The organism is Paenibacillus sp. CMAA1364, from assembly GCF_054373195.1.
The window spans coordinates 88,311-113,369 of record NZ_JBITNB010000002.1; the positions used below are offsets into that span (position 1 = coordinate 88,311).

The following is a 25,059-nucleotide window of genomic DNA, read 5'->3' on the forward strand; positions in this document are numbered from 1 at the left end:
CATCATAACAAGCGACACCAACATGCTGATTTCAGAAAGGACGGCTGAAATGGGAAAATTCCACAAGGCGAATTGGTGTCCACAAGCTAATCATATATTTATAAGAACGTACGTTTCCTGACAGCTAGTTGTCATTTCGATAGAGTATGCTTAGTCACATATTGTTCCGAATGGAGAGGATATTCTTGCAAACAGTCGAGCTAACTGAAGAAATGTTAATATCCAATGGATGGACTTATCAGTTTGATTTATCTCAATTGAACAACCCAGAGGATGAAGATGCAATTAACGAACACATCCGAAATATTTATGTGTCTGCAGTTGAAACACTATCCAATCAAAGATCAAAAAAGTTAAAGAAAGGTCCCTTCGTTATCTGGAACTGTTTGAAGAGGCTAACTGGGGATAACAACCAACCTACAGATGGTTATGTACTAATTATAACTCCTTTTTATCACAAGATTGTTGGCAGGGATGTTGATCCTATTGTTGAAGCAATGTGGAAACATAAAGGCTACATCAGGGCATCCTCAGCGACACCTATATTAGAGGGCGCCGTTCCTGTTTGTCTTTTTGAAGAGGGGCAAGCTTATCCTATAGAATTGGATGAGGAATTCTTCTCCCAATTATCTGATCTATTTGAAGATCATCAGTACACGCTTTCTCTTACTAATCCAGGGATGGTTCTGCGATCAAATCCATATCAAGATTAGGCGACCTTTATGGTCGTTTTTTTACATAAGAACATATATTCGCTGACAAACTTATGTCTTATCACTATGGTTTAATAAATCTAGCAAGATTAATATAGGAGGGGTTGAAATGGCATTTCTGAAATGTTCTGAATGCTCAAGCATGCTTAAAGCTGTTCAAATATCACATAGAATTAGTCAGGTTGGCGAGCAACGGAAGTTGGAGTATACACCAAATGGAATTAAATGTTCAGATTGGTCATCAGTCATAGCTAGCTATACAAATTATCCGGAAGGAGCTTATTGTCCAGATTGCCAAGCAGTTGTCCAACTGGAGAAGGATGAAATTCCTTTATGCGAGGATGCTAGAATACCCGGTGTTACAAGCAGTGAATTCTCAGCCCGTGATGTAGTGGAGAAGTTGAAAGTTCTGGCTAGTGAAGAAGAAGCGGAGGTATATGTACATACGTTGCCAGCTAAGGATGCTGTGTATGCGAATATTCCGGATTTCACGCCGCAACCGATCAGGGAAGCAATAACCCTTATGGGTATTAATCAACTCTATGTACATCAGAAACAAGCAGCGGAAGCCATTCAATCAGGGTCGAATGTGGTAATGGTTACTTCGACGTCTTCGGGGAAGACATTGTCATATAATCTTCCGATCTTAAGTCATCTTTACCATCATCCGAATGATAGAGCGCTGTATCTGTTCCCAACTAAGGCGCTGGCGAATGATCAGTTGGATCAAATCAAACGTTTTGGTACAAAAAAATTACCCGATCAGTCATCGCTAGATGAATGGTTTGAAACTAAATTGGACTTAGGTGAACGTACCATTCATATTGGGCGCATGGATGGAGATACGGAGAATGGACCAAGGCAAAGGATTATGGCGGAAGCTCAAGTATGGATGAGTAACCCGGATATGGTCCATTATTCTATACTTAGTCAGGTACAGATGTTGAAATATGCAAGCGGGCAGCATATTCGAAATTATCTTAAAAATCTTAAATTTATTGTGTTGGACGAGATGCATATGTATCGCGGTACGTTCGGTTCTCATGTAGCCCTGGTGCTTAGAAGGTTGCTAAAAGTATGCAGTGAGCTTGGAAATACAAATGATATCCAGATTATTACTAGCTCAGCTACGATTGATAATCCAGTGAGGTTGGCTCAAGATCTAACAGGTCTTAAAGAGTTCGTACTTATTGATACGGATGGTTCTGCGCATGAACATAAGGAGATTGTCCTATGGAACCCAGGAATATCGGCGGGGGAACAGGTGAGACGAGCGCCCTCTACGGATGCGATTACGATTGCGAAGCGGGTCATGACGGTCAATCAGAAAGTGATTAAGAGCATTATCTTTCAACCATCCCGGAGTCAAACGATGGTGTTCACTAGATATATCAAAGATGTATTAAGACAGCCTCTTCGCTTGCAGAAGGAGAAGGTTGAAGGGGAAAAGCTAGCAGTGTTCTATACTGGCATTTTGCCTAATGAAACTCGAAAGCGCATTATCGAACGTCTGAAATCTCATGATATTCACGTCATTATTACGACCAATGCGCTGGAGGTCGGTATAGATATTGGTGACTTGAGCTTAGCCGTCTTGGTTGGCTACCCTGGCTCCAAAGCGGCGTTCTCTCAGCAGATCGGGCGTGTTGGTCGTAAAGGGGAAGGCGTAGCCATTCTTCTATGGCAGGATGATCCACTTCAACAATATTACATGCGCAATCCACAGGAATTCCTTCATAAGGCACCTGAAGTGGTAAGAATTAATCCAACTAACTACAAGCTTTTAGCTCTTCACTTACCTTTACTAAAAGATGAACTTAGCCGAGATTTAACAGAAATAGATATGCAAAGTATGTTCCCTGACATGCACGAGGATTATATCCGATCCGTTCTGCAAACAGCATCTGCAGCGGAGATAGAAGAAGTGACTGCCGAGAAGAAGTTTAGTCTGCGTTCTATTTCAGGTCAGAGTTACAGCGTTTCAATCCGTGGACAAGATCATTCCGTAGTGGATGGTCTGGATGAATGGAGCGCCCTGCGAGATTTCCATGAAGGAGCGATTTATTGGACGCCAGGAGACCGAGCATACCGAGTGGACTCCATTAACCGCCGGAAGGGCGAAATTATTCTGTTGCCTATTCAGGAGTTAACGTACCATACTCAATCTTCCTATAAAGATACAATTGATATTATGCAAACGTATCAGAAGCACGATCTTGATGGGATTGAGATGGCGTATGGTGAACTGGAGATTAAGAGAAGTGTGTATGGATACAGAAAGTTGTTCTTCGGGCAAAAAGGTGATTCAGAGCAAGTAGCACTGAATCACCCCTATGTAACGAAGTTCGCTCCAGAAGGAACTTGGTTAACCGTGGATGATTCAGATTGGTTGCAGTTGAAAATGAAAGTACAGGAATGGGTAAAGGAGGATCGAACTGTAGAGCTGTTAATGGAGGGCTCTCTTCACGCGGCTCAGCATGCGATGACGTCGGTGATTCCAGATATGATTATATGCGATTCTAATGATTTCACTGGATTCTCCGCTAGTGGAATGTCTGCATTCGCCAATCGACCGATAATTGGGTTCTATGGTGAGAATGGCTCTGGACTCGGAACTATTGAGGCAATCTTTGAGAATACATCTAAGGTGATGCGTAAGGCGCTTGAACTTATTGAGAGTTGTCCTTGTAGTGAGGGATGTCCAAGCTGTGTTCAGCTTCCTGGTAAGTACAATGTGGAACTATTTAAGCCTGGTGCAACGATGCTACTGAAGGCTTTAATTGAGAGGAATGAATAACTATGCCTCTAATATGTCCATCTTGTGGAACAGAAAGACCATACGGGGATTTCGTACAAATTAGCTATAAAGCAGACCCTCAAGGTTATTGTCGGGAAATGATGCAACGAGCTAATGGGCTTCGATTAGCCGAGTGGCATTCTCTTGAATCTAGGGTTGATAGCTATAGTAATCAAGAGACTGGTATCTACTGTATTCATGATGGAAGCCCAATTATGGATGACATGCTTATGGGTGAAGAAGTCACGTTGTTACTTGATAGAAGACTTCCACTACAGCAGACTTTTAACAGTAGTATGCTAGTCCAACACCTATTGGATCTGAGTAAACGCATTCGTAGTGATGTACATGTCCATGAAATTGAAGAAGTAAAAGGCGTATATGATGAGCAGATAACGATGGCTGATTGGATGCGTAGGAAATTAGAAGCAATGGGTGTTCATAAGCTGTATGAGCATCAGGGGGAAGCGATTGAAGAGATAAGACAAGGACGCAATGTAGTCATTTGTACAAAGACTGCATCCGGTAAATCATTGGCTTATAACATACCGATAATGGAAAAACTCGTGGCCGATGCGGATGCTTGCGTACTCTATTTATCGCCATATAAGGCATTAGTTGAGGATCAATTTGCTCACCTTCAAGCATGGGCGGACTTAGACGATGAAATCGGAGATGGCATTCGAATGGATGGTTTCTCGAAGCTGATGGTCCATGGTAAAGAAGTAGCAGTTGGTCTTCTACACGGTCAACGAAATGTTGCTAAGCATATGAGGAAAGACCAAGCTTCTAATCTAGTTTATGAACAGGGTCGTTATTGGTTAACTAATGTTCACTATTTGCATCTTGTTCTTCAAAGTATAGTTTCACAAACTGGGAAGGCTTCGCAGTTAATACGATTTCTGAGAAATCTACGATATGTCGTCATAGATGAGTTGCATCAATATTCCGGTCTTATCGGTTCAAAAGTCTCGATGGTTATTCGTCGTATACGAATGTTATGTGAAAGATTAGGTAATAAGCAACTCCAATTCATCGCTTGCTCTGCTACCATTGCGAATCCAAAGTATTTGGCAGAGGAGCTGACAGGAAAAAGGGGCGTACAAGGTTTTCACGAGGTAATGGAAAGCAAAGCTCCTATTAAGAAAAAGGAGATACTTCTGTGGAATCCAGGTCTTGTTGACATGGAAACAAAACGTAGAGCGGTCGTTTCGGATCTCTACGATATTCTCAGAACTGTCTACAATAATGGACAGTGGCCTAGAAGTATCATCTTTGCAAGTAGTCGTCAACAAGCCCAGCTCCTTAGCCGAGAACTCAATATAATTATAAGGACACATCTTATTGATTGCGGCGTATTGGAATCGGATGAGAGTCAGGATCTGTTCCTTCCTTACCATGCTTATTTACCACAGGACATTAAAGAGCAAACGATTCGTAAGCTTGAACAAGGAGAAATCTTGGGCGTTGTTACGACGAGCGCTTTGGAGGTGGGGATTGATGTCAAGTGTCTAGATATATGCATATTGCTCGGATACCCTGGCTCGCAAGCATCCTTCTGGCAGCAAGCAGGTCGTATAGGGCGTAGTAGAGATGGCGTTGTAATCATGATGGTACAGGAGGAGCCACTACAACAATATTTTGCTCGTAATCCGATAGAGTTCTTCCAACAGTCTCCGGAATCGGCCTCTATTAACATTAACAATCCAAGATTATTGAAGGAGCACCTTGTCTATGCAGCACATGAGCAGGGAGGAACGATCACTAATGTACTTAATTATGTTCGCGCTTCAGTCCTTCGTAGAGAGGTCGTCGAAGCTGATGATCAATGGCAACTAGCTGAAAGAAAACTAGTATACTCGGGAGAGCCTCCAAAGTATCAGACGTTAATTACTATGGGAGAAACATATACAGTTGTGAGTAAGAATGGCTGGAACGAAACGATATTGTTTCAGAATGTGGATGCTCGATCCTTAATTAGAGACTATCATGTAGAGGCCATATTTCTGGGAACAGATAACCGTACCTTTTACAAGGTGAAGTGGATCGATAAAAGACAGAAGAAGGTCTTTGTGGAATCAGTACGATCGGACTACCATACGCGCGGCATTGTGCGTGATAGTATCGAGATTAATGATGTCATCAAACAGGTAATTGATGGAGATCAACTGAAAGCGAACATCGGAAACATTATCGTAAAAAGAAGCACGTTTGGTTACAAAAAGATATATACACACAGCACAAAACCACCGGAAACGGTACAGATTACGAATACCTATCCAGTTTCTTTTCAAACGGATGCCTTCTGGTTGTTGTGGGACGATCAAGGGAAAAGTCAGCTTAGAATTCTATTATTAGAGTTGCAGGAATCAGGGCATCTCACATTTGAGGAACTACTCGAGGGGAGTATACACACGGTTGAGCATGCGTTGGCTGCAGCTATTCCTGCCATTGTAAAGTGTAGCACAGCTGATTTCCAGCATGTATCTTTTCACTCGAGTTCTGCATTATTCGGGATGCCAGGATTGTTCTTCTATGATAGTCAAACTGGCGGAGGCTCAGGGATTGTAGAAGTTCTGGCAGAGAAGATTGGAGTACTGCTTGATAAGGCAGAGCTCTTGATAAGGAGTTGTAGCTGTTCGGATGGTTGTCCGTCCTGTATTCAGCTGTTCCGTTGTGAGAGGCAGAATGAGCCGCTACATAAGGCGGGTGGCTTGGTTGTGATTCGATTTCTTCAGAGATATTGTAAATGAACTTTGGGAGAGTGCTAATGTGAAAAAGGTAATTATTGCAATAATATTTCTATTTTTAATTTTTCCGGATGTTTCCCAAGCCAGAAGCACAAATATTTCATTGGCTATTAATGGATCCTACATTTCAGATGGAGCACCTCCTGTCATAATAAATGGATCTACTTACATCCCTCTTAGAAATTTATTTGAAAATATATATTTTACAGTTGAATATTATCCCTAATATAAAGAGGCGGTTGCTTGGTACAATAAAGGCGCATTTAAGATGGCTTTTAAGATTAACTCAAACGTTGTTAAAATTGAATCTAATTTTCTTGTCAGCAAATCAATAGATGTAAAAATTTCTGGAAATCCTATCCTTTATAAGGGCACTGTTTATGTTCCTTTGCGAGCGTTCGCCGAATTGTTTGGTGCAGATGTTAATTATAATAAATATACCTATACAGTATTATTCAACGTTACCGAAAATCAAATTAAAAACAGTATATTTCCAAGAGTTGGACTTACATTAGATGATTCCATCATAAAATCTGATTCTAACATACCACCAAATCCCAAAAAGATATTGACCGCTAAGGAAATTGCTAAATTGATGGATAGAGTAGGATTCGTTGTCGCATATGATACCGATGGACAACCTTATACTTCCGGTTCGGGTTTTTTAATAGGAAACGGTATGTTTATCACTAACTATCATGTTGCTGAAGGAAGTTCTGGTTTAATGGTGAAAATAGATGGCGAAATCTATGATACACGAGGTTGGTACTGGTTGGAGAATGCTGAGGTAGACATTTATGGGTCCATACTCTCAACTTCGTATAGTTCAGATGGATACACAACAGGCATATCGCCTAATCAATTCTTATCTATGCAAGCCGAACTTCCCGAAATAGGAGATAAAATATATGCAATTGGAAGCCCCCTTGGTTTAGAAAATTCCATATCAGATGGTATAGTATCTGGTATACGAACTATCGATGGTGTAACTATGATCCAACATACTGCGGATATTGATAGTGGTTCTTCAGGTGGAGCCTTGTTAAATGAATATGGAGAGGTTATTGGTATTACCTCCTCAGGATATAAAGGATCTAATTTGGAGTTTGCTATCCCCATTAAATACGTTCAGGATGAACTCTCAAAATAGCACCATCTAAAAAACAAACTATTTATGAAAGATTGTAATATGAAGTGCCACAGATGCTAAGAGGAGAATAATGATTGAGATATGCTACGTAGAGCGTAAATGAGATGGTATAACACAGATCTATCTGATCAATACAAAACCATTAAACGGATGGAAGCTTCTATTGGTGGTTACTTTGGTTCAAGCTATTCTCTCGAAGTCGAATTTATAACACGAAAGATGACTTGTGAAGTAAGAGAAGATGGTAATGTGGAACCAATTTTATCTCTCCAAATGGATAATGAAGGTATTGTTAAATTAAGAGTAGAGTTGACTAAGTGCCGCATTTTGGATTGTAAGGTTGAATATATTGATCCTGAATCGTTGGATGGAACACAGTGGAGTCTGGACATCGAGTTAGATGATAGAACCATACAAATCTATGGAAGTAATGCGTATCCAAAAGAATGAAAAGGATTCTGCAAAGTTATACAGAAGTTAACGGGTAAACCGTTTGAGTAATGAGGGACTTTAGAGAAGACATTTCCTTATATCCAATCAGTCTCCGACTAAAGCTTTCAAACTTTAATAAAAGCCAATATAATACACCCATAATTTGTCGAATTTCGTTTTATAATAAAGGGAATAGGAACTTGATGGCGAAATATTTGGTATCACTGGTATGAAAGGAATAATTATCAAATGATTAAAACATTCGAATGCCCAGAATGTGGTCAATTAAATAATGTGGATACTCAAAAATTCTCTCAAGCATTGTGTGGTTCTTGTAAGGTTAAATTTAGTAGTGAAGTCGCTTTAGGTGTATATGAGTCAAATAATGAATTAGCTGCAGCTCTTGAGATTAATAGCGATTTTTCTCAAACTGAAAAACTGGATGTGGACTCTTGGACTTCCAAAATTGGTGGAAGTGAAAAAAAAGAGAAGTATGTAAAAAGGGAGTTTTTAAAAAAGATTAAAAAACATGCATCCAAAATCCCTTTTGCAAAAGATGCAGTATCTATGTACTTCTGTGCGGTGGACAGCAAAACGCCATTAACAGCAAGACTAACAGCTTTTGGTGCACTCGCCTATATCGTACTTCCTTTTGACCTCATTCCTGATGTATTAATAGGTGTGGGGTATACGGATGATGCTGCAGCTTTTTGGACGGCATATAAAATTATTAGCATCCACATTACGGATGAACATCGAAAGCAATCGCAAGAATGGTTTGTAAAATAATAAAAAAGAGCTGGAGATAGGTTAATACCAATGTCGGTCCCCGATATGAATATCCTTTAACTCATCACTGTTCTACAAAGGTGGCTATTGAGTTGATATGCATATCAATTGAAGTTCACCGCTGAGCCGAGCGAAACCCAGGTATCTACTCCTGCATTTCGCTCGGCTCCTTGACTCTATTTGGATTAGCTTTTAATTAGTCCTGCATTTATTTCGCTTTTCAGTTCTTTTAGAGGCGTATACCATAAATCACTTGTGAGTACTTCCAACCATTCTGCCCCTGGGTTCGTTGTACTTCATTAATCATGGAAGTGAAATATGGAGCAGAGAGAAACATATAGCAAGCTTCATCATCTATCTCTGGTAATTCTTCAACGACTCCACTCACCCAGTGGCGTAACAACTGGATTATTCATACATCACCTGCAGGGTTTATAAGAATCGCAATGTCCTGTTCAATGACACTGAATGTTGCATCAGTTTCTATACCGCATTGTTCTCTCGTCCAGAAAAGAGTTTAGGAAATTGATGAACTTCCGTTCATAATCATCGAATAAATAAGAAAATCTAAACGTCGTTGTATGGCTCTCCAGAAGAACGAAGAATTCAGAATAGACACAATCATCTCCCCATATTCCTCTAAAAGACTTTGATCATCTAAGATTGTTTTGAAATGCTGCCAGCAAGAAGCTTGATTTTTATGTGGAATGGTTGATAGATTTTCATTGGTTAATGACAATGATCTTATCTCCTTCGATTTTCTGTGTTATTTAGGCTGCCTCTCTCACACAATATACATAGGGGTCTCGTGGAACTTTTATCATACTAAAAGTAATTGAAAGGAAGGTGAGCGGGCAATAAGAATAATAAGTTGGAATTGTAATCAAGCATTTAGAAATAAGGCGAAATATTTGTTGGAGTTTGATGCTGATATGTATGTGATTCAGGAGAGCGAAGACACCTCTAAGTTGAATATTGAAGAGTTGAAATCATACCCGAATAGAATCTGGATTGGTAACAATAATAATAAAGGTCTATTAGTCGTTGCTAAAGAAAATATTAATATTGAAATTCAAAAAGAATATAATCCTTTATTTAGATATATACTGCCAGTTAAGGTGAGTGGTCAATACGCTTTTAATTTATTCGCAGTATGGGCACAAAACGATATTAATGATAGAAATAATCGTTATATCGGACAAGTGTGGTTAGCAATACAGGAATATAAGCATCTACTTCAAAAAGATACCATCTTGATAGGAGACTTTAATAGTAATACTATATGGGACAAGGGACATTTAAAGACAGGAAATCATTCAAAAGTTGTGGAATTTCTAGAAAATAATTATATTACGAGTTTATATCATCGTTTAACGCAAGAGAAGCAAGGGGAAGAGCGTACAAACACCCTTGCGTTCAGAAAGGATATGATGAATCAATTTCATATCGATTACTGTTTTTTGTCACAGTCATTTATAAATGAGAATACTAAGATCAACATCTTGGGATTTGTGGATTGGATCGCAAAAAGTGATCATGTTCCAATGGTAATAGATACAAGTGGATCGACTGAGTAAGATAATCACTCGGATCAAAATATTCAGTGAACCGTAGTTCTACTCCACATGGAGTGGAATTAATAAATTCGATTTTACAGCTACTTGATCTTAATGAGGAGCCCAATAGATTTACCTCTAGAGAAAATATTAATATCCCTCAATACTCATATTGCCCATGTAGGGATCTCTACGCAATGGCTGCGGCACGATCGTTTCACTTTTTCTTTGAAAGGATAACACCAGTCGTCGATACCTTCGATTACAACCTGGCGCCTATCTTCATTTGCCGCATAGTAATTAACTTTCTCAGCTAATTCTTTCTCGGAATAAATACCATATTCACCGCAGTCGATATGTGTATTGCAATAAAAGAAGCCATTCAAGTACAAACTCTCATCGCTTTTATCAGCAATGTCTTCGCAGTATAGGGCCTCACATCGATGCGACTCGATGATACGTATTTCTTGATCATACCTTTCGAAATATGGTTTGAATACTTCATATACCTCAGTGGCGTCCTCATTGTTGTTAAATACTAAATTACAACCCCAGTGAATAGGATGGGCATAATTCTTAATGATATCATGCAAGTCCTCTCCGTAACCATCCAAATATAGTGCTATAGTAATCTTGTCGTACATCATCTCGTCATAAGGTGTATCGGTTGAACCATATTTTGCATACAGGCCTAAATTGGTAGATAACCAATAATATGTTTTGCGGTTCGGACGCCAAGCTAGTATCTTCTGCTGTAATTCTTTTAGTTTCCAGATGTATTGGTAAATTTCTTGTGCATAGATGCCATCATCTCCCTCAGATTGGAAGAATTCGTAGTAATCATCGATGATCTCATCAATTCCTTCATACATCTCATCTATTTCACACTCCTGATTATTCTCTGCTGAGGATAATGTAAGCTCCCAGTTTTCAAATAGATCGATATAGTCTCTTCGGATGCCCAAATATTGATCTTCATAAGGATATGGGTCATAGGAGATATCATTAAAACGATCAAGACAATCCTCGCCACAATACAGTTCTCCGTTAAGGTTGATAATGTACTTTTCGTCTAATCCCTTTAAACAGTGTCTACATACTTTAGGTATCCACATATTGATTTGATTCTTACTATTTTTATAATACACAGGTATCTTGTAGAACTTTTATTCTCTTTCATAGGTCTAAAGTTCGGTATGAATAGAGGGAATTACTTCCTTTATGCCGAATCATAGGAACATGCGAAATGATCAACGGAGGCGTAACAATGGCTAGGAATAAAAGCAGAGGAAGTCAGATGAATGAAATGATTACTGGGTTTATAGGACTTGTATTGTTGGGTTCGATGGCGGGAACATATATCTTAACGAAATCTATAGAAATATCGATTATTGTAGGTGGTTTGGTGTTTTCTTTCCTTACATCCCTTCTTATCATTCGAAAATTAAATAGTCAGAAACGTATTAAAAATTCTGGAATCGCTGATATAGACAAGATGGAAGGTATCGAATTTGAACATTATCTAGGACATCTATTCCGTGCCCAGGGATACAAAGCAGAAGTGACGAAAGCGGCAGGCGATTATGGCGCAGATCTTATCATCCAAAAAGATAGCAAGAAGATTGTTGTGCAGGCCAAGCGCTACAGTAAGAACGTAGGTATTAAAGCAGTGCAAGAAGCACAAGCATCCATTGCTCATTATGGAGCTGTTGAGGCATGGGTCGTATCCAATAGTGATTACACCGTTGCTGCTTATGAACTGGCCAAGTCTAATGTAGTTAAATTAATTAATCGAGAAGGCTTGATCCAAATGATTCTATCTATTGAGGCTGGTGAGGGTTTATTATCCAAAGCAGTTGTTGTGGAAGAGAAGAACATAGTTGTTGATGGAGTTGATACTACGATGCTAAACCCTATCGCTGATATAGCGGGAATACCTATTGTGGATGAAATAATATGTCCAAAATGCAATTCCAAGCTCGTGTTACGGAATGGACCCAGAGGTCAGTTCTATGGGTGTACCAGCTTCCCTAAATGCCGGCACACGAAGCGGTTGGAAGTCAGTTAGTGAAAGAAAGAGTGATTATATTATAGCGGATTCAACAACTATAGAACAAGAACCGATAGCGGAGACATTCATTAGTGAACAAAAGGATCCTACGCGTGAGCTTACTGAGCAGCCGAATAAGGAATTAGGCAAGGAAGATTCGACTTTTGGACTTGGAAGCGACAAGGAAACTGTAAATAAGTTGATGGGTACACCGGACAGTATACAATCTTATGAAATGATAGGGGACATTTGGGGTTATGGTTTGTCTCAAATTGATTTTGATGTAAGCGGAAAAGTCAAAGGGTGGAGTAATCATAGCAATAACCTATATTTAGAACCGTAGAATTCTATTAAACCAGAGAGTGAACTGGAGTTTATATAATAGTAAATTACAGGAGGAAGGTAATTATGTCACATAATCAACGCATGCAAAAATGGTTGAAGCAAGTGGAAGAAGGTAATAGCAAAAATCCAAGTTCACCGACTCCAATTCTAGATCACATTCAGCAACCGAATATAATTCGTCAAGAAATAGTGTATATCCCACAGGTATCGCTTTATGTTGGATTTTGGAGTCGTGTATTTGCATTTTTTCTGGATTCGTTGATTCTAAGCATATTTTTTTATCTTTTTCATACTCATTTATTAATTGAAATTTTAATAGGTGTCTTTTACTATACATACTGGCCTTCGACCCACATGCAGGGGACTTTTGGAAAAGTGGCTATCGGTGCTAAAATAGTAGATGTGAACGGTAATCGTTTAACGTATGTACATTCATGTGGACGTTTTCTTGCACAGCTCCTGTCTGGCAGCTTATTTCTAATAGGATATTTTATGGTAGCCTTCCACGCTAAAAAAAGAGGAATGCACGATATGATGGCCGATACATATGTGGTTAATAAATAATTAATGAAATAATTTGAAGTGGGGATAAGAATTGAATTGTTGACGATTGTTTAACAACTGATTTATTATTTAAGGAACAGTTCCCACCCGCACCTCTTCACAATGTGTCCCAGGTTGGGGCGTTTTTATATTGCAGGGGTATTATGAAATGAAATATTCCTAGTAGCTCTTCCTTAACCATTTCCATCTAAAAATAAACCCACCCGAACAAAAGTTCGCTGACATCTATCTGTCAGCGGACTTTTGTTATATTAGGTCTACAATATAACCCCTCAAGATAGCTACGGTAAAAAGATACCCAGAAAGGACGGATAAGATGAAAATATTCCACACGGCAGATTGGCATTTAGGCAAGCTGGTACAAGGCGTATATATGACGGAGGATCAGCAATATATTTTGGAGCAATTGATGAAGGATATAGAGACGGAGAAGCCGGATGTTATCGTTATCGCGGGTGATCTATACGATCGTGCGATTCCGCCGACGGAAGCTGTACAACTACTGGATCGAGTGTTAGAAAGAATTATACTTCAGATGAGAATTCCTGTACTAGCGGTTGCGGGGAATCATGATAGTCCGAGCCGGCTTGATTTCGGTAGCAGCATTATGAAGTCATCAGGACTATATATCACAGGTGAACTTACGGATCCATTGAAACCCATAGTGTTGAGTGATGAGCACGGTGAGGTCCATTTCCATCTCATTCCTTATATGGAGCCTGGGAAGGTACGCTATATCCTGGGCGATGATAGTATCACAACACATGATGATGCCATGCGGAAGATCACGGAGACGATCATAGCAACCATGGACCCGAGCGCTCGTCACGTGTTCGTCGGACATGCCTTTGTAACGCCTGGCGGTGAAGCTCAGGATAATACAAGCGACTCGGAACGACCTTTATCCATCGGTGGGGCTGAACACGTAAGCGCCAAACATTTTGACGGATTCAACTATACGGCACTAGGTCACCTGCATCAGGCGCATCATGTTGGTAACGAAACGGTCCGATATGCTGGCTCGCCTTTGAAGTACTCCATTTCGGAAGAACATCATAACAAAGGATATTTAATTGTTGAGCTAGATCAACACGGAAGCATTACAACCGAGAAAAAAGAGTTATTACCACAACATGACATGCGGACGGTAGAAGGACTGATTGCGGACATCGAAAGCCAACCGATTAATGAAGATTATGTGTTCGTTCGCTTGCTTGATGAAGCCTTAGTATTATCTCCAATGGAACGGGTTCGTTCGGTCTATCCAAATGCCATGCATGTACAACGGAAGATGGCCATTCAAGAGCTGAGCGAGGAATCTCTAGGAGTTGATGGACGAGCTAAAATGGATGGGCTTTCGCTGTTCAAATCATTTTATAAAGAAGTGTGTGCAACGGAACTTTCACCAGAAACCGAGAAATTGTTTATCGAAACCTTGCAAGAAATATCTGAGAAAGAGGGTGAGCGATATGAAACCGTTGAAGCTAACGATGACGGCGTTCGGGCCGTATAAGGATATAGAAGTAATTGATTTCTCCGAACTGAAGGATAACCGTTTATTTGTCGTATCTGGAAATACGGGAGCGGGGAAAACCTCCATATTTGATGCTATCAGTTTTGGGTTATACGGAGATGCAAGCGGGGAGGATCGAAACGACAGTAGAATGCTTCGCAGTCATTTCGCCAATGATCAAATGCATACATCCGTTGATTTGGAATTCTGCTTGAAAGGTCGGACATACCGTGTGTTTCGACAGTTAGCCCATGTGAAGTTAGGAAATAAAGGTGCAACGGGTGAGAGAAACGAGCTATACGAAATCAAGAGTGGAGAAGATGTTCCGATTACGGACCGCTTTATCGTATCGCAGGTGGATGAGAAGATTCGCGAAATCATTGGACTCACGAAGGATCAGTTCAGCCAAATCGTCATGCTTCCACAGGGTGAATTCCGCAAGCTGTTAACCTCGGAGACAGAGAATAAAGAAGAGATATTGCGTCGTATTTTTAAGACGGGATTGTACAAAGATGTCACCGAAAAACTAAATGAAAAACGAAAGGAAATGCAGCATTTCTGCTCGGAGCTGGTAAGTATTCGGGAGTTTCATATTAGCAATGTGAAGGGATCATTGGCCGGGCGCGAAGACTCTGATCTGTATAACGTATTTCAACAAGAACATAAGAATACGTATCAAGTACTTGAAGCATTAGATAAAGAGATTCATTATTATGTTCAACAAATGAAAGAAAAGAAACAACGACTGCAATCTGAAACTACCAAACTTCAAGACAATACGATCTTATTTCATCAAGCACAGACGGTGAACGAGCAATTGGATCTTTTGAATCGAAAAATCACTATTTGGCAGCAGCTTGTCGAACAAGATAACGAGTTCAAGCAAAAGAAGGTGCAATTATCTCTCGCTGAGCAAGCAGTTCACTTTCATGTCTATGAGCGGCATCACGCCGAATCAATGGAAGAACTGTCACGTAAGATTAAGCTCTTCGAAGATGCACTTGCTGAATTAATGCAGGCAGAGGAATCTCTCAATAAGTCTATTGTCATTTACGAGCAAGAAGAGAACAAGGAAGGATTAAGAGAACAAGCTTTGCGCGATCTGGATCGTCTCCAAGGATTCTTGCCAACAGTAAAGGAAATAGATCAGAAGCAACAACGGGTATCAACTCTTACGATAGAAGTAGAATCCTTGTCGAAACAACATGCGGATACCCAGAATATAATAGAGACCCATCAAACTGAACGAACGGCTAAAGCTGCTCAAATCAAGGATTTAGAAGAAAAGGTGCATCATTTACCTGAAAAGACAGAGAAGCTTAATCTTCTAAGGCAGCAAGCCGCATTGATACAAGATTACTTTGTTTTCCTACAAAAATTCACTAAAGGACAAGAAGAAGAAAGAGAGTGTAGTATAATATTTGAACAAGCGAATCAAGCGTATTCTATCGTGGAGGACCGCTGGATTGAGGGTCAAGCAGGATTGCTCGCAAGTCATCTTCACGATGGTGATCATTGCCCGGTTTGCGGAAGCGTGGACCATCCAAAGAAAGCAGCTGCAACTGGGGACATCCCTACGAAAGAAGAGCTTGAGATGTTACGTAAGGATAAATCAATAACTGAAAAGAGACACCTTGAAGCAAAGGCAACTCTTACAGCTACAGAACAGCAAATGAAGGAGAAACAGCTTCAATTGATTGAACAGGGCTTAAGAATAGAAGGTATTGAGCATATTTATTCTGAGTTAGTGAAGGAAGGAAAAGCGCTTTCTGAAGAGGAGAAGCAGTTGAAAGAAGATAACACCAAGCTAGCTCCGCTTAAAAAAGTGTTGAATACGTTAGATGTCAAAATAGATGAAATGCGTAAATATAGTGAAACTATTCTGGTGATCTTCCATGAGAAGAAGACAGAATATGCGACAGAGAAGGCGCTATTCGTTCAATCATTATCCATCTTGCCAGAAGATGTGAGAAGTCTAGAGAAGCTAGAACAGCACATCCAAGTGGTGGTAGACAACAAGAAGCAACTAGAGGTTGCATGGAAGATGGCACAAAAGCAATACCAAGAGGCCAATGAACGGAGTACTAAGGCAGTTACAAGCCGCGACCATGCGGAGGTTCTGAAGAAAGAGGCGATTGTCCATAAGGAACAAGCTAACCAGAGTTATATCGAAGCGTTAGAGCAGGGCGGATTTACGACTGAAGAAGCCTATAAAGCAGCGAAAATGATTGACGAAGTACAAGTGGCATTGAAACATGAGATTGAAGTGTATAAAACATCATTAGCATCGATAAGCAAGCAGATTGAGGAATTAGATGCGTCGCTTCTTGGCAAAGAACGCCAAGATCTTGTCTTGCTACAGGAGCAACTGAAGGAGTTGGAATTATTCATAGAAATTCTTCGTGGTGAGTTTATGCAAGCCGAGAATAATCATGATAAGGGGACTGAACTTAAGGAGAATATACAATTGGCTGAGAGCATTTGTCAGGATGCCGAACGCAAGCATCTACTGGTTAAAGATTTATATGATGTGGTACGTGGAGAAAATGGTAAAAAGATCTCTTTCGAACGCTATCTGCAAATTGAATTTTTGGAGAAGATTATTGGTAATGCGAACCTCCGATTACAAAAAATATCGGGAGGACAATATTACCTTGTTCGGAGCGATCGTATGGAGAAACGAGGCAAGCAAAGTGGTCTTGGATTTGATGTGTATGACAATTATACTGGTCAGTTGAGGGACGTGAAGACATTATCTGGTGGAGAAAAGTTCAATGCCTCATTATGTTTAGCACTGGGAATGGCAGATGTCATTCAATCTTATGAAGGTGGTGTTTCGCTAGAAACGATGTTTATTGATGAGGGTTTTGGTTCTCTAGATGAAGAGTCATTGAATAAAGCCATTGATATTCTGATTGACTTGCAGCAATCCGGTCGAATGATAGGCGTTATCTCACATGTTCAGGAGCTAAAGCAAGCGATACCTGCGATCTTGGAAGTAAAGAAGACTAGAGAGGGATACAGTTATACTGAATTTCATGTAAGTTAGTTCATCGTGAGTTCTTATCCTAAGATAGATTTCTCAATACCTCGCCTTTGGCGAGATTATTTTATCACACTCATTGTTCAAACTTACGTTTGCTGACAAGCTATTGACCTATCTATATGATTTATCCCAAACCTATACGGGTAATAATTAACAATATATAAAGGATGCAAACATGAGTATGGAGATATAGGCGCTAATTATGGGGTCATCGTGGATGAAGGCGATGATTCCGCGTCATTCTATAGCCACCCTAATATTAGGTAACCGAGTAATATTACTTCTATCTCTAGGGTAAAATAACGAACACAAGGTTCAACTTGAAACAAAGGTAATAGGGGGTGTGGAGTGAATCACTTTAATGAAGTCTTTATTCAGATCCTTATTTTGCTAGCCATCTCTATGGGTATCATTGCAATCGCAAAAAAAGCCAACCAACCTTATTCCATAGCCTTAGTCTTGACAGGGTTATTGCTTGGATTTGTACATATTCCGGTCTTGGAGCATGCAGAAGCTTTTATAACACAATCTCATATATTCCAGGCCATTATCATTTCATTGTTTCTTCCAATACTGTTGGGAGATGCCACGCTGAAGCTACCCATCTCCCACCTTCGAGAGCAGAGTAAGCCCGTTCTGGCATTAGCTTTGGGAGGAACACTATTGTCTTATTTAATCATTGGCTTGCTGATTTATATGACGCTTGGGCTGCCGTTAACGGTTGCCTTTACATTTGCGGCATTGATGAGCGCTACAGATCCGATCAGTGTGATTTCCATTTTCAAATCATTAGGGGTTCCTCGAAATATGGTTACAATTATTGAAGGGGAGTCCATTTTTAATGATGGGATTGCTGTTGTATTGTTCCAAATCTCTTCTGTTTACCTGCTAACTTATATGGAAATGGGCTGGATAGGGATGGGCAGTGGTATTTTGTTGTTTCTGAAATTTGCTGTGGGTGGAATTCTAATTGGTGCGGTCTTAGGCTATTTATTCTCCCAACTAATTCGGCTGTATGACGATTATCCTTTGGAGATTGGCTTTTCTATGCTTTTATTCTTTGGAAGTTATTTCATAGCGGAGCATTTCGAGGTGTCTGGCGTTATTGCGGTTGCCGTTAGTGGATTGATTTTTGGAAATTATGGCTCACGTATTGGCATGTCTGCAACAACTAAAATGAATATCAATTCTTTCTGGGACGTAGTGACATTACTTGCTAATTCACTTATTTTCCTAATGATTGGACTTGAAATAAAAAATATTGATTTTTCAGATAAATGGGTACTCATAGCGATTGCCATAGCGATTGTACTTATTGGGCGAACACTGGCAGTATATACAAGTCTGATGTTTCTAAAAGGATTTCAGCGATCATGGAAAGTTATCTTGAACTGGGGTGGGGTCAAAGGAAGCCTCTCCATCGCGTTAGCGCTAAGTCTGCCACCATCCTTTGAAGGAAGAGAAGATATTTTAGTTCTTACATTTAGTGTGGTTCTATTCTCTTTGCTGGTTCAAGGTCTGACGATTCGTCCTCTAGTGCGGATTCTTGGAGTCACACAGGAAAAAGAGAGGGTATAATACGATTCCTATTAAAAGTTCCGGGCGAATTTATATCGCTGCAATTGTAATCGGACGAGAATAAGTTCACGAAAGAAATAGGCAACTTTCTGTTCGAAATCGAACTAGAAAGTTGCCTGTTCTTTTAAAATGATTATTTATAGAATGATTTCATTACATTATAGATCAATGTGGCGCTTTCAGCGCGTGTAGCCGTATTGGCCGGAGCTAGTGTGCTAGACGTTGTGCCTCGCATCCAACCAAGCTCAACAGCAACATTCATTGCCTGATCTGCCCAAGGGCTTATCGCAGGAGTGTCTCCATATTGTAATTGTATTCCTTCTACATTTGGAAGTCCGTATGCTTTTTCATATGCACGTACAAGCATTACAGTCATCTGTTCACGTGAGATGGAAGCATGTGGGTCGAATTGATCCATCGATATACCATTTACAACACCAGCAGCTACAGCCGTTGCAACATCCGCTGCATACCAAGCATCTGGCTTTATATCTTTGAATTTGGCTTGCGTTGAGTCACTTGATTCAAGTTCGAACGCGCGTACAATCATCGCAACGAACTGAGCCCTTGTCAGTGTTTGCGTTGGACCAAATTCAGCTTCAGTGATACCTTTGAATACATGTTTGGCACTCAATACCCGAATGGCTATGTCAGCCCAATGGTTGGTTGATACGTCTACGAAAGACTTGTTATACTCGAACACACCGTAATTTCCAACACTAGTTACTTCGGCTTCCAACCATTTGCCGTTTCTTTGACCTCCAACGAAATTCAGCTTACCATCTTGACCTATATAGTAGATGCCAAGTAGCTTACCATCGATTTGTTCGCCAATATCGATCTGTATTTTCACTGGCGCCTTAAACTTCGGATAAGGAAGCAATGAACCCGATGATAGTCTAAGATTCAACCCTAAAGGTATAATTGCACTAGCTAACTTTATCTGAACATGCTCTCCGCTCTGTACACTGTTAGCCAAATCCTTCGTTTGTTCTGTACTTAGTTGACCTAAGTTGAGGGAGATGAACGAATTAGGGTGCTGTTTAGAGCCGAGTGTGCTTGCAAGATCTTCTAGCACAGCGACTGGCAATGTAATGATGTTATTATTCTGAACAATTTGTAGCATTCCACCAGCAATTAATTCAGCTGCATTTGCAGGTAGTAGTAATTCATTCGTATTACTGTTCACCACAATCACGGCTGGTCCTTGCTGAGAGCTTAACTGGCTCGCAGACACCACTTGTGTTGTTTCATTCTTAGAGTCAACAGGTGGTGTTGGTGTGATAGGATTGGGTGTATCCACGGGTGGATTCGTAGGATATACAGGATCCACCGGATCTACAGGAGGATCCACTGGGTCTACAGGATCTACAGGATCTACAGGGTCCACAGGGTCCACAGGATCTACAGGGTCCACAGGATCTTGTTTTCTAGGTAGTTTGAATAGTTTTGCATTCTCTACGTAATAGATATCTCCGTTATCGGACATTGTCATTAAATTGATCGTTTTACCAATCAACAGTTGCTTAGCATTTAATGTTTCTGGATCAATCATGAATAATTTTCGTCCAATGGTTGAATACAGCATCCCATCATGATCCCAACGTAGATGATATGGACGATATTTACTCGTTGTATTAGGTGATGTGGTAATGATCTTACTCTTCACAATATTCATTGTTTCGGGATCCATGGCGAAGATGGCTGCCTTGTAACCTATCGTTGCATTCACAAAGCTATCCATTACACCCCATATCAGACCGTCGGGGCCAACAGACAATTCGCCAATGATTTGAACTTTACTATCAATTCCTTCAACCTTGGGAGTGAATGAATTCTCGATTGTTTTCGTATCGAAATTGAAACGGAATACAGTAGCATTATCTTGCAGGGGAGCTGGAGTTGCACTTCCGCTGCCGCTGAATGCGGTTGTACTTCCAAACAATTTACCATTATGATATGCCAGACCAATAATAGTTCGGTTGTCGGCAGGATTACTAATGGTTTCAGATGTTACACCTATGATCTTGTTCTGAGAATCTTTCGTTTCTTCGATAATCGTCAATGACCCATCGAACCGACTACCTGATGGGAATGTGCCGACGAATAACTTACCATCGCCACCCGTCATGACATAAGGGCGGTTTTGATCTTCAATTTTCAATGCAAGCCCCGGATTTCCCCAACCGAATTGATTATATTGAAGTGGCTCTGATAAATCCATACGATACATTTTGGCACCCGTATAGGTTCCGAAATAAGCCGCTCCATTAAAGAAACCGATGCTTTCAGGTTGATGGAACGTTGGATAATCATGAATTACTTTTTTGCTAGCAATATCATATATACTCATCCCGCGTTGGAAGCCGCCCATATATAATAGTCCATCATGATGTTCCAAGGTATTGATTGGAGTCCCTATAACTGGGAGTTGTGCTACATGTGATTCATATTCTCCGCTTGCCGGATCAAAAATAATAGTCTCACCATAAGCTGCCATACTGTATAGCACGTTACGACCTGCAAAACGTCCGGAATCAGGCGTTATCCAATGGTGTGCTTTGAAATCTGTATCAGGAAGCGCTTGCGTAATAGCGGCAACTAACGTGGGTTCACTATTTGTCACCATATTGTAGCTATATAGTTGCTCACCTAGTTTGTAGTAAATAATATTAGGCTCTGTTGTGGACGGTGGAGATATTTTGTTTTGAAATGGAAGCTCTCTTACGAATGTATAGTTAGCATCTTCTTTCAGAACATATACTCGATCGCCTGCATAGACGAATAGATGTCCGTTGTAGATATCTACAGCTGAAAGTGTCTTTTTCTGACCGCTAATCGGCGGTATTTGAATTTCAGTTATCGCCTTCGTTGAACGATCAATTCGCATAAGGTGAGCCATTTCACCTACTCCGGCATACACATATTGATCTGTTACGCCGAGTCCTCGTACATATTTCTGACCAGCTTTACTTACGCCAAGGTCTGTAAATGTAGCCTGAGCGATATCATATTCGAATACCTTTCCCATATTCGTGGCATGGAATGTACTTCCATATATTTTGCCATCATTGCTTGCCTTAATATCATAGATCGTTGTATTTCCGGTAGGGTTAATTCCCAAGTTCTCTATTCTTTTATCTTGGACCATGTAGCGGTAGAGCTTAGCAGAAGATCCGAAATAAATATTGCCATCTGATCCTGTTGCAATTCCCCACACCGGGTCATTCGCGCCAGCTACGCGTTCGGTGAATTTCTGTTCACCCGTAATGGCATCGACGACTGTAAAAGCACTTGGTGAGCCCGTCGTTGTAATATACTGTTCGTATTTGCCATCGGGTCCCATGCCAAAGGTAGCTGCTTGTGACAATCCAATCTTCACCATTTCACCAAGATCCACAGCTTGATCCTCATAGGGTGCATCGAGTTCAACGCTTACAGTTTCTATCTTTTTCTCAAAGACCACATCATCGATATATACCTTGGTACCTGCACCAGCAGGCGATTTATAGTACCAGATCTCTGCATGAGAGGCCGTTGTAGGTGCGAACACTTCCAATTCCTTCATTTCCCATGTCATGGGGTTATTAGCCAGAATATTGCTATCTCCAACGAACTTTCCGGTATTGTCATAATACTTCACATAAATACCTACACTTTTGGCAGCAGCATAGACAGCTGTGGTTACTCGATAAAAGTTACCTCCTTCAATTGGAATCTTATTACTTTTAAACTCGATTCCTTTCTTCGGACTATGATCTTCCAGCTTCAAGCTACGCAATCCAGATTTAACATAAGTAATGTCAGTGACAGATACGGCTTCAGTAAGAAATCCGTCATCTACACCCGTAATGTTAATATTCCATCCTGGAAAGCTACCATCATCATTAACCTGTTCAAACCCCGGATTGTCGATATTAACCTTCTCGTACGTAACGCTGGGTTGTGCTTGCGCCTTCTGCGTCATTGGTGTAATAACGGGTAGAGCAAGCAACATACTGAGCATTATTATAATAACTCGTTTCGATTTCAAATGAAGTTCCTCCCTTTTGCTAGAATATTTTATGTTTCAATCTAGGCTATACTATATAGCCTAGATATTAATGACAGCGCTGTCAACAGTATAATAGTAAGTTATTAAAGACTATTTATCGATTTGCATGTGCAAGGATATATAAAGTGATAGATTAACTGATTTATCGACTATACCTACAAATATCATTTCATCATATTTTTATTTTGTGGTAAACTCCATGGAAGATACTTCTTTTTTCAAAGATAAGATATAAGTAAATGAGGCGAAATCATGGTAAGACCAACTCAAACGGAGTTTAATCAACGGATTCAGCTGTTAGTCGTTCAACTTCGAGACCAAATATACAATGGTTGGATCCAACCGAATGATTACCTTCCTTCGGAGGTACGTTTAGGGGAACAATATCATTTGAATAAAGAATCAGTAAGGCGTGCATTGGATGGGCTCGTCAATGAAGGTTTGATAACGAAAGTGCGTCGTGTGGGCAATCAAGTTAATGATCCTTCCATGTGGTTAAGGGGATCTCATTGCCCTGAGGATAGTGATAGTTCCACCATAACCAATACGAATGCAATTGAATTCGGGCAAACGACACTTCGTTTCGCTTATCATCCATCTTTACTTAAAGAAGCGGATTTACAACAGCTAGTGGATTCATTCGAGAATACCCATTCGGGTGTACGCATACATATGATGCCGACAGCTTTTCCGATGGAGTATGCAGATCACGGACTAGCAGATGTAGTGAGCGTTACTTCTTGGGACACGATGAAACGTCGAAATCATTCTTCACACCATGCGGGTCTGAGTCATTTAACTTCTCTACCTTATAACGATGTAGCTAGTCCAATACTGAATATACCTTTTCTAGATCCTCATTCGTCGAACAATCAACGTCTAATGGCGACACCATTCTTGTTCTCACCACTTGTTCTTTGTTATAATCGTGCGCACTTTGAGGAATGCGATATAGAGATGCCAGATAGTAGTTGGACTTGGTATACACTGTTAAAAGCTGTTCGAAAGCTTACAAATCAATTAGATGTATGGGGTTTTGCAACGCATATTCAATCGATCAATCGCTGGCCGATCTTCTTGTTACAGAATGGATTTCGTTTCAACTCAGATGAGTCAGGAAAGCGTGCGATTTATGATCCAGCACTATGGGAAGGGTTACGAATAGCACGTGACCTTATTCACAAACAAGGAAGACCAATATCGTTGTGGACGGAGGATAATTCCGATATAGAACAATTATTTCTTGAGGGTAATGCTTCTATTATCCTGACAACGTACTTCGGTCTCAATCGGCTACATAAATCGAATCTGGATTATGCGTTAGCACCATTGCCGACGCTTACCAATGCGGATACACTGGTGCTTGTCACAGGTCTATCTGTTCATAGAGACTCCCCGCAGCAAGAACTAGCCAACCGATTTGTGGATTACTTAAGTTCTTTCGAGGCACAGTCACACATACGTCGACATACTCTTTCATTACCTACACATGAAAAAGCACTTTCGTTAACGGATGGATTGCTAGGTAATCGACCGCATAACGAAAATGTATATAACAGTATGTGGCTTAATTGTAGACAATATTTCGATCTCGGACTCGATGCTGATATGATAGAGGCCTTGCGTCTGCAACTTAAGGGCTATTGGTCACGGATGGAAGATGAAGCAGGGGTAAGTGCTCGCTTGGAGATGTTACTTCGATAAGGATAGAAGAACAAGATG

Annotated in this window: 18 protein-coding genes; 15 read left to right on the forward strand and 3 right to left on the reverse strand. The window is 40.4% G+C overall.

All coding sequences use genetic code 11. The features are described from left to right. The first annotated feature begins 185 nt into the window (after nt 1-185). The 7 genes from ACH8E3_RS02215 to ACH8E3_RS02245 all read left to right on the forward strand — a co-directional run bounded on the left by ACH8E3_RS02215 (nt 186) and on the right by ACH8E3_RS02245 (nt 8,631). Nucleotides 186-713, forward strand: a complete 528-nt coding sequence (locus ACH8E3_RS02215; RefSeq protein WP_458630970.1) for a hypothetical protein — start codon at nt 186-188, stop codon at nt 711-713. A gap of 109 nt (nt 714-822) precedes the next feature. Further along, nucleotides 823-3,510, forward strand: a complete 2,688-nt coding sequence (locus tag ACH8E3_RS02220; RefSeq protein ID WP_458630971.1) for a DEAD/DEAH box helicase — start codon at nt 823-825, stop codon at nt 3,508-3,510. Nucleotides 3,511-3,512: 2 nt separating this feature from the next. Beyond that, nucleotides 3,513-6,263 (forward strand): DEAD/DEAH box helicase, encoded by a 2,751-nt coding sequence (locus ACH8E3_RS02225; RefSeq protein WP_458630972.1) that lies wholly within the window; start codon nt 3,513-3,515, stop codon nt 6,261-6,263. A gap of 19 nt (nt 6,264-6,282) precedes the next feature. After that, nucleotides 6,283-6,486, forward strand: a complete 204-nt coding sequence (locus tag ACH8E3_RS02230; protein WP_458630973.1) for a stalk domain-containing protein — start codon at nt 6,283-6,285, stop codon at nt 6,484-6,486. Nucleotides 6,487-6,528: 42 nt separating this feature from the next. Continuing rightward, nucleotides 6,529-7,410, forward strand: coding sequence for a trypsin-like peptidase domain-containing protein (locus ACH8E3_RS02235; RefSeq protein WP_458630974.1), 882 nt, complete (start codon nt 6,529-6,531; stop codon nt 7,408-7,410). Nucleotides 7,411-7,509: 99 nt separating this feature from the next. Next, a complete protein-coding gene (locus ACH8E3_RS02240; RefSeq protein ID WP_458630975.1) occupies nt 7,510-7,860 on the forward strand; it encodes a hypothetical protein in 351 nt (116 codons plus the stop codon). Between the two features lie 231 nt (nt 7,861-8,091). After that, the gene (locus ACH8E3_RS02245) at nt 8,092-8,631 is read left to right on the forward strand and encodes a YkvA family protein (RefSeq protein ID WP_458630976.1); all 540 of its coding nucleotides are present in this window, start codon (nt 8,092-8,094) and stop codon (nt 8,629-8,631) included. A gap of 517 nt (nt 8,632-9,148) precedes the next feature. Here the strand turns inward: ACH8E3_RS02245 and ACH8E3_RS02250 are convergent. Beyond that, complete coding sequence (locus ACH8E3_RS02250) at nt 9,149-9,370, reverse strand: hypothetical protein (RefSeq protein ID WP_458630977.1); 222 nt, start codon at nt 9,368-9,370, stop codon at nt 9,149-9,151. A 127-nt stretch (nt 9,371-9,497) separates the two neighbouring features. On the opposite strand from ACH8E3_RS02250, the gene ACH8E3_RS02255 reads away from it, so the two are divergent. Further along, entirely contained in the window at nt 9,498-10,208 is a 711-nt protein-coding gene (locus ACH8E3_RS02255; protein WP_458631179.1) for an endonuclease/exonuclease/phosphatase family protein, read from the forward strand. 146 nt (nt 10,209-10,354) lie between these two features. Here the strand turns inward: ACH8E3_RS02255 and ACH8E3_RS02260 are convergent, their stop codons facing one another. Beyond that, complete coding sequence (locus tag ACH8E3_RS02260; protein ID WP_458630978.1) at nt 10,355-11,302, reverse strand: hypothetical protein; 948 nt, start codon at nt 11,300-11,302, stop codon at nt 10,355-10,357. 152 nt (nt 11,303-11,454) lie between these two features. Between ACH8E3_RS02260 and ACH8E3_RS02265 the strand changes: the two genes are divergently transcribed. The 6 genes from ACH8E3_RS02265 to ACH8E3_RS02290 all read left to right on the forward strand — a co-directional run bounded on the left by ACH8E3_RS02265 (nt 11,455) and on the right by ACH8E3_RS02290 (nt 19,283). Beyond that, the gene (locus ACH8E3_RS02265; protein ID WP_458630979.1) at nt 11,455-12,255 is read left to right on the forward strand and encodes a restriction endonuclease; all 801 of its coding nucleotides are present in this window, start codon (nt 11,455-11,457) and stop codon (nt 12,253-12,255) included. Further along, nucleotides 12,200-12,580 (forward strand): hypothetical protein, encoded by a 381-nt coding sequence (locus ACH8E3_RS02270; RefSeq protein WP_458630980.1) that lies wholly within the window; start codon nt 12,200-12,202, stop codon nt 12,578-12,580. The genes ACH8E3_RS02265 and ACH8E3_RS02270 overlap by 56 nt, the downstream gene beginning before the upstream one ends. 65 nt (nt 12,581-12,645) lie before the next feature. After that, a complete protein-coding gene (locus ACH8E3_RS02275) occupies nt 12,646-13,146 on the forward strand; it encodes an RDD family protein (protein WP_458630981.1) in 501 nt (166 codons plus the stop codon). Between the two features lie 316 nt (nt 13,147-13,462). Continuing rightward, nucleotides 13,463-14,659 carry an exonuclease SbcCD subunit D gene (locus ACH8E3_RS02280; RefSeq protein WP_458630982.1) on the forward strand — a complete coding sequence of 399 codons (1,197 nt, stop codon included), beginning with the start codon at nt 13,463-13,465 and terminating at the stop codon, nt 14,657-14,659. Further along, complete coding sequence (locus ACH8E3_RS02285) at nt 14,616-17,708, forward strand: AAA family ATPase (protein ID WP_458630983.1); 3,093 nt, start codon at nt 14,616-14,618, stop codon at nt 17,706-17,708. Before ACH8E3_RS02280 ends, ACH8E3_RS02285 begins: the two co-directional genes overlap by 44 nt. Nucleotides 17,709-18,053: 345 nt before the next feature. Further along, complete coding sequence (locus ACH8E3_RS02290) at nt 18,054-19,283, forward strand: cation:proton antiporter (RefSeq protein ID WP_458630984.1); 1,230 nt, start codon at nt 18,054-18,056, stop codon at nt 19,281-19,283. 133 nt (nt 19,284-19,416) lie between these two features. On the opposite strand, the gene ACH8E3_RS02295 is transcribed toward ACH8E3_RS02290, so the two are convergent. Continuing rightward, the gene (locus ACH8E3_RS02295; RefSeq protein ID WP_458630985.1) at nt 19,417-23,316 is read right to left on the reverse strand and encodes an S-layer homology domain-containing protein; all 3,900 of its coding nucleotides are present in this window, start codon (nt 23,314-23,316) and stop codon (nt 19,417-19,419) included. A gap of 273 nt (nt 23,317-23,589) precedes the next feature. On the opposite strand from ACH8E3_RS02295, the gene ACH8E3_RS02300 reads away from it, so the two are divergent. After that, entirely contained in the window at nt 23,590-25,041 is a 1,452-nt protein-coding gene (locus ACH8E3_RS02300; protein ID WP_458630986.1) for an ABC transporter substrate-binding protein, read from the forward strand. Nucleotides 25,042-25,059 lie beyond the last annotated feature (18 nt).

Coding starts and splice junctions, on each gene's coding strand:
- ACH8E3_RS02220 (WP_458630971.1), top strand. CDS start 823: ATGGCATTTCTGAAATGTTCTGAATGCTCAAGCATGCTTAAAGCTGTT.
- ACH8E3_RS02225 (WP_458630972.1), top strand. CDS start 3,513: ATGCCTCTAATATGTCCATCTTGTGGAACAGAAAGACCATACGGGGAT.
- ACH8E3_RS02235 (WP_458630974.1), top strand. CDS start 6,529: ATGGCTTTTAAGATTAACTCAAACGTTGTTAAAATTGAATCTAATTTT.
- ACH8E3_RS02240 (WP_458630975.1), top strand. CDS start 7,510: ATGAGATGGTATAACACAGATCTATCTGATCAATACAAAACCATTAAA.
- ACH8E3_RS02245 (WP_458630976.1), top strand. CDS start 8,092: ATGATTAAAACATTCGAATGCCCAGAATGTGGTCAATTAAATAATGTG.
- ACH8E3_RS02260 (WP_458630978.1), bottom strand. CDS start 11,302: ATGTGGATACCTAAAGTATGTAGACACTGTTTAAAGGGATTAGACGAA.
- ACH8E3_RS02265 (WP_458630979.1), top strand. CDS start 11,455: ATGGCTAGGAATAAAAGCAGAGGAAGTCAGATGAATGAAATGATTACT.
- ACH8E3_RS02270 (WP_458630980.1), top strand. CDS start 12,200: ATGGGTGTACCAGCTTCCCTAAATGCCGGCACACGAAGCGGTTGGAAG.
- ACH8E3_RS02275 (WP_458630981.1), top strand. CDS start 12,646: ATGTCACATAATCAACGCATGCAAAAATGGTTGAAGCAAGTGGAAGAA.
- ACH8E3_RS02280 (WP_458630982.1), top strand. CDS start 13,463: ATGAAAATATTCCACACGGCAGATTGGCATTTAGGCAAGCTGGTACAA.
- ACH8E3_RS02285 (WP_458630983.1), top strand. CDS start 14,616: ATGAAACCGTTGAAGCTAACGATGACGGCGTTCGGGCCGTATAAGGAT.
- ACH8E3_RS02300 (WP_458630986.1), top strand. CDS start 23,590: ATGGTAAGACCAACTCAAACGGAGTTTAATCAACGGATTCAGCTGTTA.